The organism is Cyanobacterium sp. Dongsha4 (assembly GCF_036345015.1).
In the GTDB taxonomy this organism is placed as follows: Bacteria; Cyanobacteriota; Cyanobacteriia; order Cyanobacteriales; family Cyanobacteriaceae; genus PCC-10605.
Genome location: NZ_CP084098.1, coordinates 1,220,362 through 1,237,176, shown reverse-complemented (window position 1 = coordinate 1,237,176; position 16,815 = coordinate 1,220,362). Strand labels below are relative to the sequence as shown.

Genomic DNA, 16,815 nt, shown 5'->3' with positions numbered 1-16,815 from the left:
AACAATAACCTTAAACAATAACTTCAAAAGCAACCCCTTCATAGGTGAAATCAGAAGCATATTGAGAGTCAATAGTATTTTTCTCCGCTTCTAAAACAAATAAGTAAGTACCGGGGTTAACTTTACTTTGATAACGGAATACATCTTGTCCGATACCAGCATCAGCACCATAAGCATAGAAAGCAACACCTTCTTCATCAAATGTGTTTGAATGATTTTGACGAATACTAACGCTTTCTTCTTCACTGGCAAATAAGTAAGTACCGGGGGTTTCCATGCTTTGGAAGCGATTAAAGCGAATTAATCCATCTTGTTGTTGATAAGACACATTGAATGCGAATCCTTCTTCTATAAAAGGAGGTGAATAATTATTAAGAATATCGGTGCGTTCTTCTGCTCCTACATATAGATAAGTACCAGCGCGATCGCTGTTTTGAAAACGATAGAAAGGATCATTTAACAATGAGTCTGTTGTTTCACTCCCCACTACTTCTGGATTGGTGTTATCAGGGATATTTGTAGTTGTTTCAGAATTGGTTTCTGTCCCAGTACTTTCATTTACTCCAGTGGTAGTAGTATCAGGGTTAGTTTCAGGATTTTCTGTTCCTGTATTGGTATTATTTACCCCAGTGGTAGTAGTGTCAGGATTAGTATCAGGGTTTTCTGTTCCTGTATTGGTATTATTCACCCCAGTGGTAGTAGTATTAGGGTTAGTTTCAGGATTTTCTGTTCCTGTATTGGTGCTATTTACCCCAGTGGTAGTGGTGTCAGGAGTCGATGAATTATCTACTGTTTCTTGATTTCCTGTTGCTTCAACAAAAACTTCATAAGAACCAATATCGATTCTGCCACCGCTAATTCTTTCTGAGCCTCTTTGATCTAATGGTGGATCATCGGGGAAATAGAATAGAATATTAACCTGTTCGGTGTCTCCTGCATTAATAGCTAGACTATCGGGTAATAGTGCATGAGTGGGAGTAGGACCACCATTATCTTGTAAAGGACCTATTTTTAGATCGAGACGTTGAGTTGTATCACCACCAACAATATTGCCGTTTTTAGCATCAAGAATTGAGCCATTGGCGTTAGTAACTAAATTGAATCCGCTACGGAAGTCAAAAAACCCGTCTAAGTCTGGACTGCCATTATTATTACCTACGATGGTGTTATATAAAATTGTGTTGGCAGTAGTTGTTTCTGAATAGATACCTGAACCCACCTGGGCGGCATTATTGACGATGGTTGAGTTGATAATACGGGTAGTTCCTCTGGACAAAATACCTCCACCACCATCTCCCGGACCACTAGGCGGACCACTAGGGGGATCATTTGGATCCGTAGAAGCACTAATATTACCTGAAACGGTGGTATTAACCATGATAAGGGTTGCTCCTGCTTCGTTGAGAATACCCCCACCACCACCTTCGATTATGTCGGGTGCGGCTGCATCTGCTAAGTTATTGATAATGGCACTATCTCGAATGGTCATAATGCCAGTGTTGTAGATACCTCCTGCATTGTCCCCTGAGTTGTTATCACGAACAATTGATTTATCTAAGGTTAAAGTGCCAGAGTTATTTATTCCGCCACCTTGTCCTCCAGCACCTGGATTGATAATCGTAGTGCTACTGGATATAACACTGTTAGTGATAGTGGCTTGAGCATTCAAATCAATATTCAACGCTCCACCATTTGTTGTACCTTCTGCAAACAGTGCATCTATATTATCAGGACTAATCACTCCATTTTTAATAGTGACATTTTGAAGATTTAAACTACCATTAGCAGGACTTCCATCTTGTAATGTTTTTCCCGATCGCGCTCCTGATAAAACGTCAAAGACGCGATCGCCTATAGTTGGGGTAATAACTGGAGGATCATCAGGAAAAGGATTTGTACTATCATCAGGGGGTAAGGGTTGAGTTAAAGGCTCGGCATCAATAATGGTATTTTCTGGATCTTCCCCAATTATGGTGATATTACCAATAATATCCAAGTCACCTGTTGCTAAACGGCTTTGAAATAAAGTCGCCGCATCTGCACTGGTATCAGTAGTCGGTAATAAAACATTTTTAATTGTTAGATTATATGTTCCTGCAGGAAGATTAATTGTGTAATGGTTGTCAGGATCAGCATTAGCGATAAGAATAGCATCCCTTAAAGATAAACCCTGAAAATCACTACCGTCATTTTGATCCAGGGTTGTAGTGACATTTAACAATATAGTTTCGTCTGCCATAATATCTAAGAAATTACTTAAGTATTTTTTATTTGTTTTAATTGTAATTCAAAAAAGAGAAAACAAATATTATTTTTTGTGTATATTGCTTTCTATCAAAAATATGCCCAAAAACATCCTTTAATTCAACATGGTATTGATATTTATTATTGTGAATCTTGGTTAAATAAAAGTTAAGTTGCTGTCACTATTAAAATAACGTAAATATTTAGAGGGATTGGTGTTAGTTAAAAATGCAACGTTTTTTCAATCAATAAATTTAATCCTATTATTTTTTATTAAGTATAAACAGATAATTAAGATGTGATAATCGATAAATATTGGTTAGAATAAACCTAAATTCTTTTATTTATACATTTGATGTAATTTATTACTTACCTGAGTTCGATGAAAAAAGTATCGAAAAATAAAGCGTTGAGAGTTATCATCGAGTCAATTTTGGAATAAAAAATTATTAAATTTAGGAAAAACTCATTTAAAATCAATTTATTCAGCTTTTTTGTCAATAATTATTACTTTTAACTCCGTTCACGACCGAAGGGAGTGCATGAGAGCAACGAACTCTCCGAACTCCGAACTCAGGTATTACTTATCTTGGTAATTAATTATGAACTAATTTGGGCTGAATTAACCATACACCTAAGTAAAAAAAAGGAGTATCTGCCAGAGCAAATAATAATTTAAAAGTGAAACCGTTAATAAATAAGTCTGAGAATTTATCCCAAGCTATCACGCCAAAAATACATAAAACTAATAAAACTAAGCTAGTATCAATAAGCTGAGAAACAATTGTTGAACCATTATTCCTTAGCCATAAATGTTTTCCTTCCGTTAAATTTTTCCAAAAATGAAACATTCTAATATCAATGAATTGAGCAACTAAATAAGCTAATAAGGATGCGATTACTGCTGGTGTAAATAAGCCAAATACTTGATTAAATGTTTCTTGACTAATGGGAGACCATGAAACGGCTTCTACTGTGTTGGCAATAGTCATAATTAGTAAAATAAAAAGGCTACTTATAAAACCTGCAATTACTACTTGATTCGCTTTATTTTTACCGTAAATTTCTGAAATTAAATCAGTACAGAGAAAAGTAATAGGATAGGGAATAATACCAACTGAAAGTTCAAAATTGAGAGAAAATATGTTAGCTGTAAAAAACTTTTGAATGATTAGATTAGAGCATATTAAACAACCGATAAAAATGGCGGACAAAATTAGGAATATAGTTTCTTGGTGAGAGGAAAAATTTTGTTTCATCTGAAAAATAGATTTTATTAATTTTCTTCTTTTTAATGTCTTAACTGATTTATTAAATATTAGAAGCATAAAACAATCAAACTCGTTACTATGACTTGCCCTCACCCCCAACCCCTCTCCCACAGGCAAGGGGAGATTTTTAATAAGTGAGTAACGTTAGTTGTTAATTTGCCAAAACAAAAAACCCAATAGAATTAAAGAAAAATGTTGAGGTAAAAGTAATTTAAAAGATTGACGGGCAATTTTTTGACTGAGAATGATAGCAAAAAGGACTCCTAAAATTAAGGCTGTACCTTGTAAAAAATTAATGACTGCGGGATGTGCAACCAAAATGGGTAAATTACTGCCGTCAAAGCCAAAGGTTGCCCATGTTACGGGTAAAATTCTCCCCGCTTCGGTTAACCCTAGTTGTAAATAATAAGCGAGATTTGCCATTAAGGCTAAAGGTAAATAACCGTAGGCTAATTCAATAAATGAGCGAGGTTGAATTTGGGGATAGATAGAATTAATTATTCTAATAATTCCATAACAAAATAAGGGAATTAGAGCAGGGGTAAATAAGATGATAATAGATAAAAGGGTGTGTTGCCAAAAATTGGTTAAGTCGAAATTTAAGTTAAATAGTTGATTAATTTGTGGTAGTTGGTGCAGAAAAACGGCGTTTAACAGTAAAAATAATAAGGCTACTTCGTAACTTCGAGGTTGATGGGTTGTCCATAATTCTATCCCGGGAGGACGTAAATTAAAGCTAACAGAACGATGAGGACAGGCTTTTAAACAAGTCATACATAATACACAGTCTCGATTATCTTGTAGCTGTGCGGGGTGGGAGTATAGGGGGCATCCATCGGTGGCTAATCCTTCTCCTTTTTGTACCCCCCCCTTATAACATTGATAGGTGGTGCATTCGGCAGAGCAAATACCCTGTTGTGCCCTTAATTCGGTTATGGCTAGTTTGGCAAACATTCCATTCATGCCCCCAATGGGACATAAGTAGCGACACCAAAATCTTCTTTCAAAGATTGCTGAACAAATCATTGCTCCTGCGGTAATTAGCAGTAGTAAACAAGCTGATAAATAGGCGGTGTTGGGTAAGTCCCATAATTCTTCCCAGAGTAAAATTAGGGTAAAGAGGGTAAATAAAAACCATCCTCCCCATTTTTCGGCGGTTTGACGAGGCCATTTTTGTAAGGGAATATGAGGAAGTAGCCAGATTCTTAATTTTTGGGTGATTTCGCCATAAATCATAAAGGGACAAATGGAACACCATAACCTCCCAACTAAGGGAAAACCAATCAGGATTAAAGGCCACCACCATGCCCAAAAGAAGTTAAGGGCAAAATTGTGCGATCGCATCTGGGGTGCAAAGAATAAAATGGCAACAATAAAAGCAAAGGCGGCAACGGTAAAACCATAGTTGATGCGATCGGGATACCATTTACTGCGAAGAAAGTTACGCACACGGGGATACATATTAAGTAAATTGAGACGAAATTGCTGTTTTTTTCCCCTTGAAGGCCAAATAATATCTTCTGTTAATTGATTACTACCAGATAATTGAACTATTGCCCTTTCTATCAAATTTTCTAGCTCTCGAAGATTATTGGGAAAATCATAGGTTTGTAAACGGCGTAAGGCATCAGCAGTAATGGTTGGTTTGCTAATTTTACGGCTACGGGCAATTAAACTGATGTAGTAATTAACCTGATCCTCTAAATCGCTCTTTCTCACCCTCAGAGGGGGAACTTTAATGGTATGGGTGACGAGGTTACTAATTTCGGGTATTGCTTTTTCTGTAATGAGAATAATTCGAGCGTGACATTTTTTTTGTTGAGGGGTAGTGTTTTCCGAACGTTGAACAGGAAAGTATATTTGTTCTGCTAACAGTTGGCAAAGAGGTTGATGCAATTCTGAGGGCAATTCTTGAATATTATTAAAAATGAGAGTACCTTTACCCAGTGCCTCAATTAATCCATATTTTCCCCCTTCCCGTCCAAACAATTCCGCTCCACTAGCTTGAAGTTTGCCACAATTGACCTTAATAATAGGTTCACGGCGATCGCACGATCCATAGTGAATTAACGCCGCCAAGTTATCTTTTTCTAAACCCGGCTCACCAAAAATCAATACAGATTCTCGACTATTAGTAACTTTTTTAATTTCTTGTCGTAGCCTTACCGCATAGCGACTTCTACCCACAATTCCTCGCTTGGCTTTTGTTACCAGATAAGGACGCAAAACAGTCTGTCTCTCTCTCTCAAAACTCAATTGTGAAGATAAATCTGCTAATTCTTGCTCCAAATTGTTATTAAATTCTTTGTCTGTCATCTCAATTTTTGATCAATATTTTTCCATTTTATCTTGAACTCATCGGGATATTAGCTTATTAACCATTGGAAATAAATAAAACTAATTTTTGACTGTCATTATCTAAAAAACAATTCTTTTACGGAAATCCACACCAGTGAATGTAAAGTTTTATTGTTGCTTTTAAAAATTTATGTTAAGTTAGTATTAAATTAATTGACACAAAAGCATTTTTACTATAAGGAGATCAATCATGGAAAACAAAGACGGTAAATTAGGCTTCACCGCATTTGCTGAAAACTGGAATGGTCGTTTAGCAATGTTAGGTTTCTTAATTGGTATTGCCACTGAGTTAATGACTGGTAAAGGTATTTTAGCTCAATTAGGTTTAATGTAATTGAAAAAAACACATTTGATTGAAATTGAACTGAATTAATCTCAAGGGGGCTTTAGCCTCCTTTTTTATTGTTTAGATATAATAAGCAAAGTTTTGGATTAATGATGAGCGCAAAGAATGCCTATTTACTATTTTTGGGGTGATGATGATTTCACGATGATGCAAGAAATCAATGCCCTAAAAGAAAAAAATCTCGATCTTAATTGGTTACAATTTAACTTTGAAAAATTCGCAGGGGATAAAGAAGAGTTTATTCGTGAAGCCTTTTTACAGGCTATGACTCCTCCTTTTGGAAGTGGCGATCGCATAGTGTGGCTGATTAATACAAATATATGTCAATCTTGTTCTGAAGATTTATTAACAGAAATTCAACGTACCATCAAACAAATTCCCGACACAACCCATTTGCTTTTAACGAGCGAGAAAAAGCCCGATGGCAGGATAAAAAGCACTAAATTAATAAATCAATACGCTCAAGTTAAAGAATTTAGTTTAATTCCACCATGGCAGACAGATATTTTAATTAAAAAAGTGGAAGAAATAGTTGCTCAAAAAGAGTTAAAAATTACCAAAGAAGGAATCAAAATATTAGCTAATTGCGTAGGAAATGATAGCCGTTTGTTGTGGCAAGAATTAGATAAATTATCCCTTTATCAAGGAGAAAATAAACAACCCATTAACGAAGAAATTGTTAAATCATTAGTTAATGTTAGTAATCAAAATAGTTTACAATTAGCTCAAGCAATTTTACAGCAAAATATACCCCTTGCTTTACAATTAGTACAAGATTTAATTAGTCTCAATGAACCCGCCCTGAGAATTGTTGCTACTTTAGTCGGTCAATTTCGCACTTGGGCAATCGTAAAAACAATGGTTGAAAGTGGAGAAAAAGACGAAAAAGCGATCGCCGAAAATGCTGATATTAGCAATCCAAAAAGAATTTATTTCCTCAAACAAGAAACAAAAAATATCTCCGCACAAAAATTATTATCTTCTTTACCTATTTTGTTAGAATTAGAAGCAAATTTAAAATTAGGTCATGATCCTCTTATTGCCCTAGAAACCAAAATTATTCAACTATGTACTTTATAATCAAATAAATTATCATAACTACTGTAAAAGACCTAAATATGTTTTATTTTATATGAATAATAGAAAATTTTTAATAATATTATTGGCAACTATTTTTATTTGTATTTTTAGTTACTTTATCAATGACTTTATTTTTCTAAAATCAGTACAAGGACAGGAAAATATTCCCCCTCAAACTCAAGAATTAATTAATAAATATCAACCATTTAAGCCTGAAAAAAAAGATGTCAGAATTTTAGTAATTAGCGATCTTAATAGTGCCTATGGTTCAACAGAATATGATGATGAAGTACATCTCGCCCTAAAAATGCTCCCTTTTTGGCAACCTGATTTAATATTATGTAGTGGTGATATGATTGCAGGTCAAAAACCCTCTTTAACTCAGGCTCAGATTCGGGCAATGTGGAAGGCGTTTGACACTCAAATAGCTCAACCTATCAGAAACCTCAATATTCCCTTTGGTTTCACTATCGGTAATCATGATGCTTCAAGTGCGATCGCACCTAACAATAAATTTCTATTTCAACAGGAAAGAGACTTAGCAGTAGAATATTGGCAAAATCCGAAGCATAATTCAGGAGTAAAATTCCTCGATCGCAATCAATTTCCCTTCTATTATACCTTTGAACAAGATGATATTTTCTTTTTAGTGTGGGATGGTTCATCTAGTCGTATTCCCAAGGATAAATTATCATGGGTAGAAAAAAGCCTTGCATCAGAAAAAGCACAACAGGCAAAAATGAGAATAATTATCGGACATCTACCTCTCTATGCGGTGTCTGAAGGGAGAGACTATCCCGGAGAAGTTTTAAACAATGCCGATGAATTGCGTCAACTCTTAGAAAAATATAATGTACACACTTATATAAGCGGTCATCATCACGCTTATTACCCTGCCCATAAAGGAGAATTACAACTATTACATACAGGTGCATTAGGTTCAGGCGCACGCCCATATATTGACAATAATATTCCTCCCAGAAAAACAATCACCGTCGTAGATGTGGATTTCAATGACCCCGATTACACAACTTATACAACCTATAATATGCAAGATTTCTCCCTCATAAAATATGAGCAGTTACCCCGCTTAATTATGGGACATAATGGAATGATTTTAAGACGAGATATATCTATTCAAAACCTAACAGAAGAAGAGAAGAAAACCTGTCTAAATAAATTTCAAGACCTAAAAAAATGTAATGAAAACTAAGTCAAAGTTAAAGGGGCAAAGGGCAATAATTTGAGTTCGGAGTTCGGAGAGTTCGTTGCGCTCGTTCCGCAAAGCGGTACGGAGTTCAGAGTTAAGATAAAAAAAGATAAAAAGAAATTTTCCCCTAAAACCCCAATACCTCAATACTCCAATACCCCAACACCTCATATCCCTTTTTCTCTACTCATTACTTATTTCGCTCTAACTTTACCAAACCGTCCTAAATCCAATACTCTTATACTGAAGTGAGGTTATAAAGGAGCAACTTCTACTGTAATTTCTGCGGTTACTTCTGCATGAAGTTTAATAGCAACACTATATTTACCAGTTTTTTTGATTTCAGGTACAGTAATATCTTGACGCTCAATATCTAAACCAGCACTTTGTTTAATTACATCTACCACGTCTTGAGTGGTTACAGTTCCAAAGATAGCATCTTGTTCACCTACTTGCTTACGAATAACAAAATTGTTGATGGTTTGTAAGGCAGTTTTACGAGATTTCGCTTCCTCTAAAATAGCTTGTAAGCGTTGTCTTTCTTTCTCTCTTCTCTGCTCTACTTGACGCAAAATACCGGGGGTTACTACCACGGCAAAACCTTGAGGTACAAGATAGTTACGAGCATAACCGGGAGCAACATCAACCACATCCCCTCTTTTACCTAATTTCTCAACATTCTTATTTAATAATAGTTGTACTTTCTGAGCCATGATTACCTCTTAGTAATAAATAATTTCTTATAGTTAGCATATTTAGTCACAAATTATCATTTTAACTTATTTTTCAATCTTTTGAGAATTACCTACAATCGCTATCCAGGGCAAACGCATACCAAAAATTTATGAGAAAGTAATATAGTAAAGATTATAGAGGTAATTAATAGCCGTGATTTCTGAGAAATCATACCTGTGGAAACATTTTGAAAATATTGAAGATCCACGAACCAGTTACTTAATTGAACATAAATTAGTTGATATTGTAGCATTAACAATTCTGGCGGTAATTTGTGGTGCCGACTCTTGGGTAGAAATTGAAGAATATGGCAAAAGTAAACAATCTTGGCTCGAAAGGTTTCTTGAATTGCCCAATGGTATTCCTTCTCATGATACTATCGCTCGTTTATTTGCTCGTCTATGTCCAAAGCAATTGCAATCAGTTTTCCTAGATTGGATTAACCATACTACTTAAATAATACAAAGAGAAATAATAGCCATTGATGGTAAAACATTACGCAGCTCTTATGATTGGAGTCAAATTAAGGCAGGATGGGATAACGATTATTTACTTAAGATTTTGTCTGCTTGAGTATGCGTTTGCCCTGAACCTGAAACCTGAAACCTGAAACCTACCTCAACCAATAATTTTATATCGAATTCAGGCAAGGTAATTGAAACTTTTGGGACAATTCATGTTAAAAATTAGGGCATAAACTAGATTTTACTCATTACTAGGCTGGGGATTTTATGTATCGTTTTCAGGTAAGTGCACATACTAATATGGGGGAATCAATTGCCCTTCTTGGTTCAACGGCTGAATTAGGATCTTGGAACATTTCTAATTGTATCCCATTACAAACAAAGAGCGATCGCTATCCTTTATGGTGGGCAGATGTGGACATTCCCTATATTGACTCAAAAATAGAATATAAATATCTCAAATTCTCTGCTGAAGGAGAAGTGATTTGGGAATCTTTAGGTAATGATAATCGTTGGATACCCCTTGAAAAAGAAGCAAAAGAAACCACTTTAATTGTCGAAGATGGTTGGTTTGGACACTTACAACCCCATCCTTATGGTTATTGGGAAAAGCCTCTGATACAAAATCCTCCTCTTAAGGGTAAAAATGGTTTAAGAATTTTAGTTATCGGTAGTTCTGTTGCTATGGGCTGTAGTGCTTGGCTATTGAAAGGATGGGCAGAATTATTAAAAGAGACTCTAGCAGATAAATATGGTCATCAATTAATTAATGTATCTGAATTAGGAGCGAGTGTTTCTACTACTATTAAAAGATTTGAGTCGGTAGTTATTCCCCAAAAACCCGATATTGTGATTATTGCCCTTTCTCTCGGCAATGAAGGTTTTGCCTATTGTCAACCCCACGAAAGAAAAGCATTGCAACAAAGGTTTGAAAGTGGATTGCAGAGGTTAATCCAGATGACAAAGGAAATAGGTGCAATTCCCATGTTAGGCTCAGTTTATCCTCACGGTGAATACAGTGCTGAACATAATTGGTTTTTATATGATACCCATAGCCGTATGTTAACTTGGGATGTACCTGTTTTGGATTGGTTAACAGAATTGAATGATGGTAATGGGCGTTTTGGGGAAGGTTTATCTTTTGATGTGGCACACCCCAATAGTGAGGGGCATCGGGCAATGTTTTCAGCGATTAATGTACCTATTTTTGATCTTGATAAAGAGGAAGCAGGAAAAAAAAAACTATCTCTTAAGCCAATAGACACTTGCTTATTTGATGACCAAAAAGGTTTTAAAATAGCTTGGAGAGAAAAAAATCATAGCCTCTTATTCACAAACAATAGTAAAGTTGATTTTCAAATTAATCCTTATCGCCTAGAGTTACAGGATTGCTTACAGAATAATCAATTATTAGAGCAGGGGATATATCTAGCTAATACCAGAAGGGTAGCAAATTTTTCCCTCTGGGTGGGGGAGAAGAAAACTATTGATACCATCGTCAACATCCCCCCTTCCCACGCTTTGGAATATTTACCCCTGTCGGCTTTCTTTTCTCCCGATAAGAGCGAGGTATTATTCTATGATGGTTCGTTAGGAATTTTAAAAATAGATGAAAATAATCTCTATTTGATTAATGAATCAGAACATGAATATAATGTTCAACCAATGTGGAAAGAGGTTTCTGAGGCTTTAAGGGATATGAAACAAGGGGTTTATGATGATTTGCTTCATCCTGATATTCCTTTTCGCCGTATGATGTTGGGAGAAACGGGGTTAGAAAGTCGTATAAAAGTACCTCCGAAGTCAGCTTTACCTTTTCAGTATAAATGCCCCCTATCAGAATTAAAACGCATTGCTATTTTACCATTGGGCGATCGCTGTGCGGTCAGAATGTTGTTACATAAAATTCAGTATGATGGACCTGCTTATCCTTTTGATTTAACTCGTACCACTAATTTAAGTGATGTGGCGGACATTATTGACACAGGTTTTGAAGATATGTGGAATCCCGAATATCTCCACTATAATGACGATCATGGTCGAATATATCACGGTAAATGGACAGGATTATCTTTTGCCCATGAAGTAGAAAATACGGATGATCCCATTAATGATATGACTCCTGTATTCAAGAGAATGAAAAAACGTTATCAGGGGCGATCGCACCGTTTTTGGGCTACTATTGATAAGTGTGATGAAGTGCTTTTTATTCGTACTGGGAGAGCAGATAGAGAGCAAGTCATCGATATAATGGGCAAATTAAAAGAAAAATGTCAGGGAAAACCCTTTCGTTTATTGATAATGTCTGAACAAGATTCAGAAGATTTTTTCAACTTAGAAGGAGTTTTACACGAAAATATCTATTACAATCCCGATTGGATGTATGATAATCATGACTATTGGTGGGAATGTTCACAAAAGATGCGATCGCTTCTTGACTCTTTAGGTGTCACCAGTAAAAACCTCTTTTGGTGTACTATTTAGTCATTTATAAAGATGTTGAACACAAGGAAAGAGGAAAACGCAACAATAATCTATAAAAAATGTATGTTTATTGATTTTCTTCTTTTTAATAGACTTATAGCAGAAGTCAGGCAACAGACAACAGTAAAAAAAATCGACTATTTCTAAAAATTGATTTTAATTTTGCATTCTTGTCTAATCTTTTAACTGAATAACTAAATGCCAGAAAAATGCCAGAAAGAAAAAACCTGAAACCTGCTACCTGAAATCCGAAACCTACCCCAATTTAACATGACAAGGTAAGTGCATAACGTCAGCAATTAATTTCCCGCTCTATACTCATCTTGTCCACGAATCTCATGGGCAGGTATAAAAGACTTCTGTAACCAACACTTCTCTAAAATTCTAATCTTGTAAATATACCAAAATCTACTCGGCTTCCAAACGGAATATTCTTCTTCTGTGGGAGTAATAGATTGATTAAGATAACTCCAAACTGCATGAGTAACTCTGCGAAAACTATACATCATGGTACATACCTCCTTATTTGATGAATCCAGAAATTAATTTTTGTTTCGATTCACTACCTCATCACCAAAGTGCTTTTACATAATAATTTGGCAAATATTCTCAATGTGAGACAACAAGGAAAATTAGTCAAAAAAAAGCCATTTAGTACAAAAACAGGAATATTCACACTTAATACTCCTAATTTCAGTATGCCCAAAATTTATTATTAGTTGACAATTTAGTTAAATATCTAAACATTTCTATTATGAGTTCGGAGTTAGAGGTAGTAATAAGTATAAGAATTAACAAACTCCCCCATCTTCCCCAACAATTATTCACTTAATTTTTAATCCCGACTATTTTAGTCGGATATATTTGCCAACAAATTTTATTGCTGTTATACTTTTGAAAAAGCAATCATTTTAAAGATCAATTTTCAGATTTATCACTCGTAAAGCACAGGAGAGTAAAAAATGACACAAGCGATCGCACGTACCACGGACAATAAATTAAAACCCACTTTCACCAAATTAGTATCTAAAGAAGGAAGTGCAGAATACCCTCTCAAAGCGATTCATATTTGTGAGGAAACCTTTGCACCCCTAGAAGTAGCCTACGACTATGACGCTATAAAAGCTCAAGTCAGTCGTGAATCCATCGCCGCCGGTCCCAATTCCATCTGGCGTTACAAAGCATTTTTGCCCGTGGAAAGTGAGAATCCTATTGATGTGGGTACAGGTATGACTCCTTTGGTCAAATCTACCCGCTTGGCTCGTCGTTTAGGTCTGAAAAATCTTTATATTAAAAATGATGCTGTTAATATGCCTACCCTCAGCTTTAAGGATAGAGTCGTTTCCGTGGCTCTAACCCGTGCTAGAGAGTTAGGTTTTACCACCGTTTCCTGTGCTAGTACTGGTAATTTAGCCAATTCTACAGCTGCGATCGCTGCTCATGCTGGTTTAGACTGTTGTGTCTTCATTCCTTCCGATTTAGAAGCAGGAAAGGTTTTAGGCACATTAATCTATAACCCCACTGTCATGGCTGTTAAAGGTAACTATGATCAAGTTAACCGCCTCTGTTGCGAAGTTGGTAATACCTACGGTTGGGGATTTGTTAATATTAACTTACGTCCTTACTACTCTGAAGGTTCAAAAACCCTCGGTTTTGAGGTAGCGGAACAATTAGGCTGGAAATTACCTGATCATATCGTTGCACCTTTAGCCTCTGGTTCTCTTTTCACCAAGATTTACAAAGGTTTCCAAGAGTTCGTCAAAGTCGGTTTAGTGGATGACAAAGCAGTGCGTTTCAGTGGTGCACAAGCGGAAGGATGTTCTCCTATTGCCCAAGCATTCAGAGAAGGCAGAGATTTTGTTACCCCTGTTAAACCCAATACCATTGCTAAATCCATTGCGATCGGTAATCCTGCTGACGGTATGTATGCTTTAGATATTGCTCGTAAAACTAACGGTAATATCGAATCTGTCACCGATGCAGAAATTGTTGAAGGTATCAAACTCTTAGCAGAGACTGAAGGTATCTTCACTGAAACTGCAGGAGGTACAACCGTTGCTGTATTGAAAAAATTGGTAGAAGCAGGAAAAATTGATCCTGAAGAAAGCACCGTTGTTTATATTACTGGTAACGGCTTGAAAACCCAAGAAGCAGTGCAAGGATACATCAGCGAACCTTTAATCATTGAGCCTAAATTAGACAGTTTTGAACGTGCTTTAGAGCGTTCTCGCACCCTCGATCGCTTAGAATGGCAACAAGTATTAGTATAAGAGTTCGGAGTTCGGAGTTCGGAGTTCGGAGTTAGAAATAAATAATTTTCTCCGTCTCTTAATACCCAAATTGTTTTAAGATATTCCACCACTAAAAAAATATACAAATAAATTTAAGTTCAAGAAAATATGTCCGTAAAAGTATTAATTCCCACTCCTTTACAAAAATTTACCAAAGATCAAGCAACCATCGAGTGTTCTGCTACCACTATTCAAGAATTAATTGATGCTTTAGAGGCAAATTGCCCCGGTATTAAAGCTCGTCTTTGTGATGAAACTGGTGCGCCTCGTCGTTTCCTAAATTTCTACGTTAATAGCGAGGATATTCGTTTTCTTGATAATACCGCTACTCCTTTATCTGATGGTGATGAGGTAAGTATTGTACCTGCTGTTGCTGGAGGCTAAGTAAGGAATTAAAAATTAAGAATTTAAAAAACTCTCCCCACTCCTCACTCCCCACTCCCCTACTCTTAAAAACTCGTTACTCATTACTCAAAATCGCTACATGGATGTAAATGGTAAGCTTTATCGCACGATTTGGTTAAAGTCGGATAACCCTAATATAGTTCAAGTTATTGATCAACGTTTTTTACCTCATCAGTTTGTCATTGAAGATTTAGCCACTTTAGAGGATGTTTGTGATGCGATCGCATCTATGCACGTTAGAGGAGCAGGAGTTATTGGTGCTTCTGGTGCTTATGGAATGTATATTGCCAGTTTAGAAGCGAAAAGAAATAATATTAGTGATATTCAGTCTTTTTTGGTTTCTGCTAGTGAGAAATTAAAGGCAACTCGCCCTACGGCGGTAAATTTGTCTTGGGCAGTAAATCGTCAATTAGAGGCAATTATTCCCTTAAAGGATGATATAGAGGCAATTATTGGTAAAACTCTGGAAATTGCTAAAACTGTCGCTGATGAAGATGTGGATTTCTGTCAAAATATCGGCAAACACGGCGTTAAATTGATTGAAGAAATTAGTCAACGGAAAGGAGGAGAAACCGTTAATATTCTCACCCACTGTAATGCAGGTTGGTTGGGGTGTGTGGATAATGGCACTGCCACTTCTCCTATTTATGAAGCTCATCGCAGGGGTATAAAAGTTCATGTGTGGGTGGATGAAACTCGTCCCCGTAATCAAGGCTCAACCCTTACTGCTTGGGAGTTAGGGCAACAAGGTGTAAATCATACGATTATCCCTGATAATGCAGGGGGGCATCTTATGCAACACGGGTTAGTTGATATTGTAATCGTAGGAAGCGATCGCACCACTTACACGGGAGATGTTGCCAACAAAATAGGTACATATTTAAAAGCCGTTGCCGCCAAAGATAATAATGTGCCTTTCTATGTGGCTTTGACTTATTCTGCCTTTGACTGGAATATTAGCGACGGAGTCAAACAGATTCCCATTGAGCAAAGAGACGCAACAGAAGTGAAATATATCAAGGGTTTACATGAGGGAGAAATAAAAGAAGTGTTAATTGCTCCTGAAAACAGCCCGGCGGCAAACTACGGTTTTGATGTCACACCTGCTCGACTAATTACAGGTCTCATCACAGAAAGGGGAATTTGTCAAGCATCAAAAGAGGGAATTTTCAGTTTATATCCTGAAAAAATCAACTAGGGAATTTTTTATTTGCCCTTTTCAATCGACCTCTTTTGCAAAATAAGAATTAAGATAAAATTAGTGCAGTTTAAAACCAGTTTTATCACTATTGCCTGTTGCCTATTGCCTGACTTGTGCAAGAAGTTCAATAGAAGTAAGATTAATTCCTAATTTAGCTACATCTACCGCATAACCGCCCACCATCAAGTAAACTGAATTAGCGACTCCCCCCACTAGACGAATTAAATTACCCAAACGAGAGCGAAACAATCGCCCTAACTCATAAGCAGGTACAACTCCCCAGCCTGTTTCTTCTCCGACAAAGATTATTTCTCCCTTATATTCTCGGCAAGTTTCTAAGAGATGATTAATTTCTTTCTGCCAATCATCATTATTTTTATCTAAATAATTAGCAACCCATGTTCCTAAAGAGTCAACTAAAATACAGTTATCAGGATGACTAAGTGCGATCGCATCTGCTAAATTATAAGGAATTTCTAATGTTTGCCAGTTTTTTGGTCTTCTGATTTGATGTTGCTCAATTTTTTTTTGCCATTCTACATCATGATCATTTTTAAGTCCTGTCGCAATATAAATGACAGACTTTTGACTTTGGGAGGCTAAATATTCCGCCCATTCACTTTTACCAGAATTTGCCGCACCAGTAACCAGAATTATAGACATTTGCTAAATAAGAATTAAACTAATAAGATTAAACATCCATTAAAGATTATTGACGACTCATCT

At 36.2% G+C, this 16,815-nt stretch carries 13 protein-coding genes and 1 pseudogene; 8 read left to right on the top strand and 6 right to left on the bottom strand.

Annotation, left to right across the window (positions count from 1 at the left end; all coding sequences use genetic code 11):
- Positions 1 to 10: 10 nt before the first annotated feature.
- The 3 genes from Dongsha4_RS05230 to Dongsha4_RS05220 form a co-directional block, all read right to left on the bottom strand.
- On the bottom strand, positions 11 to 2,239 hold the full coding sequence (locus tag Dongsha4_RS05230) for a choice-of-anchor Q domain-containing protein (protein WP_330204669.1): 2,229 nt from the start codon (positions 2,237 to 2,239) through the stop codon (positions 11 to 13).
- Positions 2,240 to 2,840: 601 nt separating this feature from the next.
- Positions 2,841 to 3,503, bottom strand: coding sequence for a queuosine precursor transporter (locus tag Dongsha4_RS05225; RefSeq protein ID WP_330204668.1), 663 nt, complete (start codon positions 3,501 to 3,503; stop codon positions 2,841 to 2,843).
- Between the two features lie 156 nt (positions 3,504 to 3,659).
- A complete protein-coding gene (locus tag Dongsha4_RS05220; RefSeq protein ID WP_330204667.1) occupies positions 3,660 to 5,831 on the bottom strand; it encodes a sigma 54-interacting transcriptional regulator in 2,172 nt (723 codons plus the stop codon).
- Positions 5,832 to 6,063: 232 nt separating this feature from the next.
- On the opposite strand from Dongsha4_RS05220, the gene Dongsha4_RS05215 reads away from it, so the two are divergent.
- From Dongsha4_RS05215 to Dongsha4_RS05205, 3 genes are all read left to right on the top strand, one after another.
- On the top strand, positions 6,064 to 6,207 hold the full coding sequence (locus tag Dongsha4_RS05215) for a high light inducible protein (protein WP_330204666.1): 144 nt from the start codon (positions 6,064 to 6,066) through the stop codon (positions 6,205 to 6,207).
- A gap of 117 nt (positions 6,208 to 6,324) precedes the next feature.
- The gene (gene holA / locus Dongsha4_RS05210) at positions 6,325 to 7,299 is read left to right on the top strand and encodes a DNA polymerase III subunit delta (protein ID WP_330204665.1); all 975 of its coding nucleotides are present in this window, start codon (positions 6,325 to 6,327) and stop codon (positions 7,297 to 7,299) included.
- Positions 7,300 to 7,351: 52 nt separating this feature from the next.
- Complete coding sequence (locus Dongsha4_RS05205) at positions 7,352 to 8,512, top strand: metallophosphoesterase family protein (protein WP_330204664.1); 1,161 nt, start codon at positions 7,352 to 7,354, stop codon at positions 8,510 to 8,512.
- Positions 8,513 to 8,763: 251 nt separating this feature from the next.
- Here Dongsha4_RS05205 and rplI read toward each other — a convergent pair whose 3' ends face one another.
- Complete coding sequence (gene rplI, locus Dongsha4_RS05200; protein ID WP_330204663.1) at positions 8,764 to 9,222, bottom strand: 50S ribosomal protein L9; 459 nt, start codon at positions 9,220 to 9,222, stop codon at positions 8,764 to 8,766.
- Between the two features lie 175 nt (positions 9,223 to 9,397).
- Between rplI and Dongsha4_RS05195 the strand changes: the two are divergent.
- Together Dongsha4_RS05195 and Dongsha4_RS05190 are read left to right on the top strand one after the other, a co-directional pair.
- Positions 9,398 to 9,697, top strand: a pseudogene (locus Dongsha4_RS05195) (ISAs1 family transposase); the annotation flags it as partial.
- Positions 9,698 to 9,975: 278 nt separating this feature from the next.
- A complete protein-coding gene (locus tag Dongsha4_RS05190) occupies positions 9,976 to 12,192 on the top strand; it encodes a DUF1796 family putative cysteine peptidase (protein ID WP_330204662.1) in 2,217 nt (738 codons plus the stop codon).
- Between the two features lie 299 nt (positions 12,193 to 12,491).
- Here the strand turns inward: Dongsha4_RS05190 and Dongsha4_RS05185 are convergent, their stop codons facing one another.
- Positions 12,492 to 12,701, bottom strand: a complete 210-nt coding sequence (locus Dongsha4_RS05185) for a hypothetical protein (protein WP_015220020.1) — start codon at positions 12,699 to 12,701, stop codon at positions 12,492 to 12,494.
- Between the two features lie 453 nt (positions 12,702 to 13,154).
- On the opposite strand from Dongsha4_RS05185, the gene thrC reads away from it, so the two are divergent.
- The 3 genes from thrC (at position 13,155) to mtnA (ending at position 16,086) form a co-directional block, all read left to right on the top strand.
- Entirely contained in the window at positions 13,155 to 14,462 is a 1,308-nt protein-coding gene (thrC, locus tag Dongsha4_RS05180; RefSeq protein ID WP_330204661.1) for a threonine synthase, read from the top strand.
- Positions 14,463 to 14,591: 129 nt separating this feature from the next.
- Positions 14,592 to 14,867, top strand: coding sequence for a MoaD/ThiS family protein (locus Dongsha4_RS05175; RefSeq protein ID WP_330204660.1), 276 nt, complete (start codon positions 14,592 to 14,594; stop codon positions 14,865 to 14,867).
- Between the two features lie 100 nt (positions 14,868 to 14,967).
- The gene (gene mtnA, locus Dongsha4_RS05170; protein ID WP_330204659.1) at positions 14,968 to 16,086 is read left to right on the top strand and encodes an S-methyl-5-thioribose-1-phosphate isomerase; all 1,119 of its coding nucleotides are present in this window, start codon (positions 14,968 to 14,970) and stop codon (positions 16,084 to 16,086) included.
- A gap of 102 nt (positions 16,087 to 16,188) precedes the next feature.
- Here mtnA and cobU read toward each other — a convergent pair whose 3' ends face one another.
- The gene (gene cobU, locus Dongsha4_RS05165) at positions 16,189 to 16,752 is read right to left on the bottom strand and encodes a bifunctional adenosylcobinamide kinase/adenosylcobinamide-phosphate guanylyltransferase (RefSeq protein WP_330204658.1); all 564 of its coding nucleotides are present in this window, start codon (positions 16,750 to 16,752) and stop codon (positions 16,189 to 16,191) included.
- Positions 16,753 to 16,815: the final 63 nt, after the last annotated feature.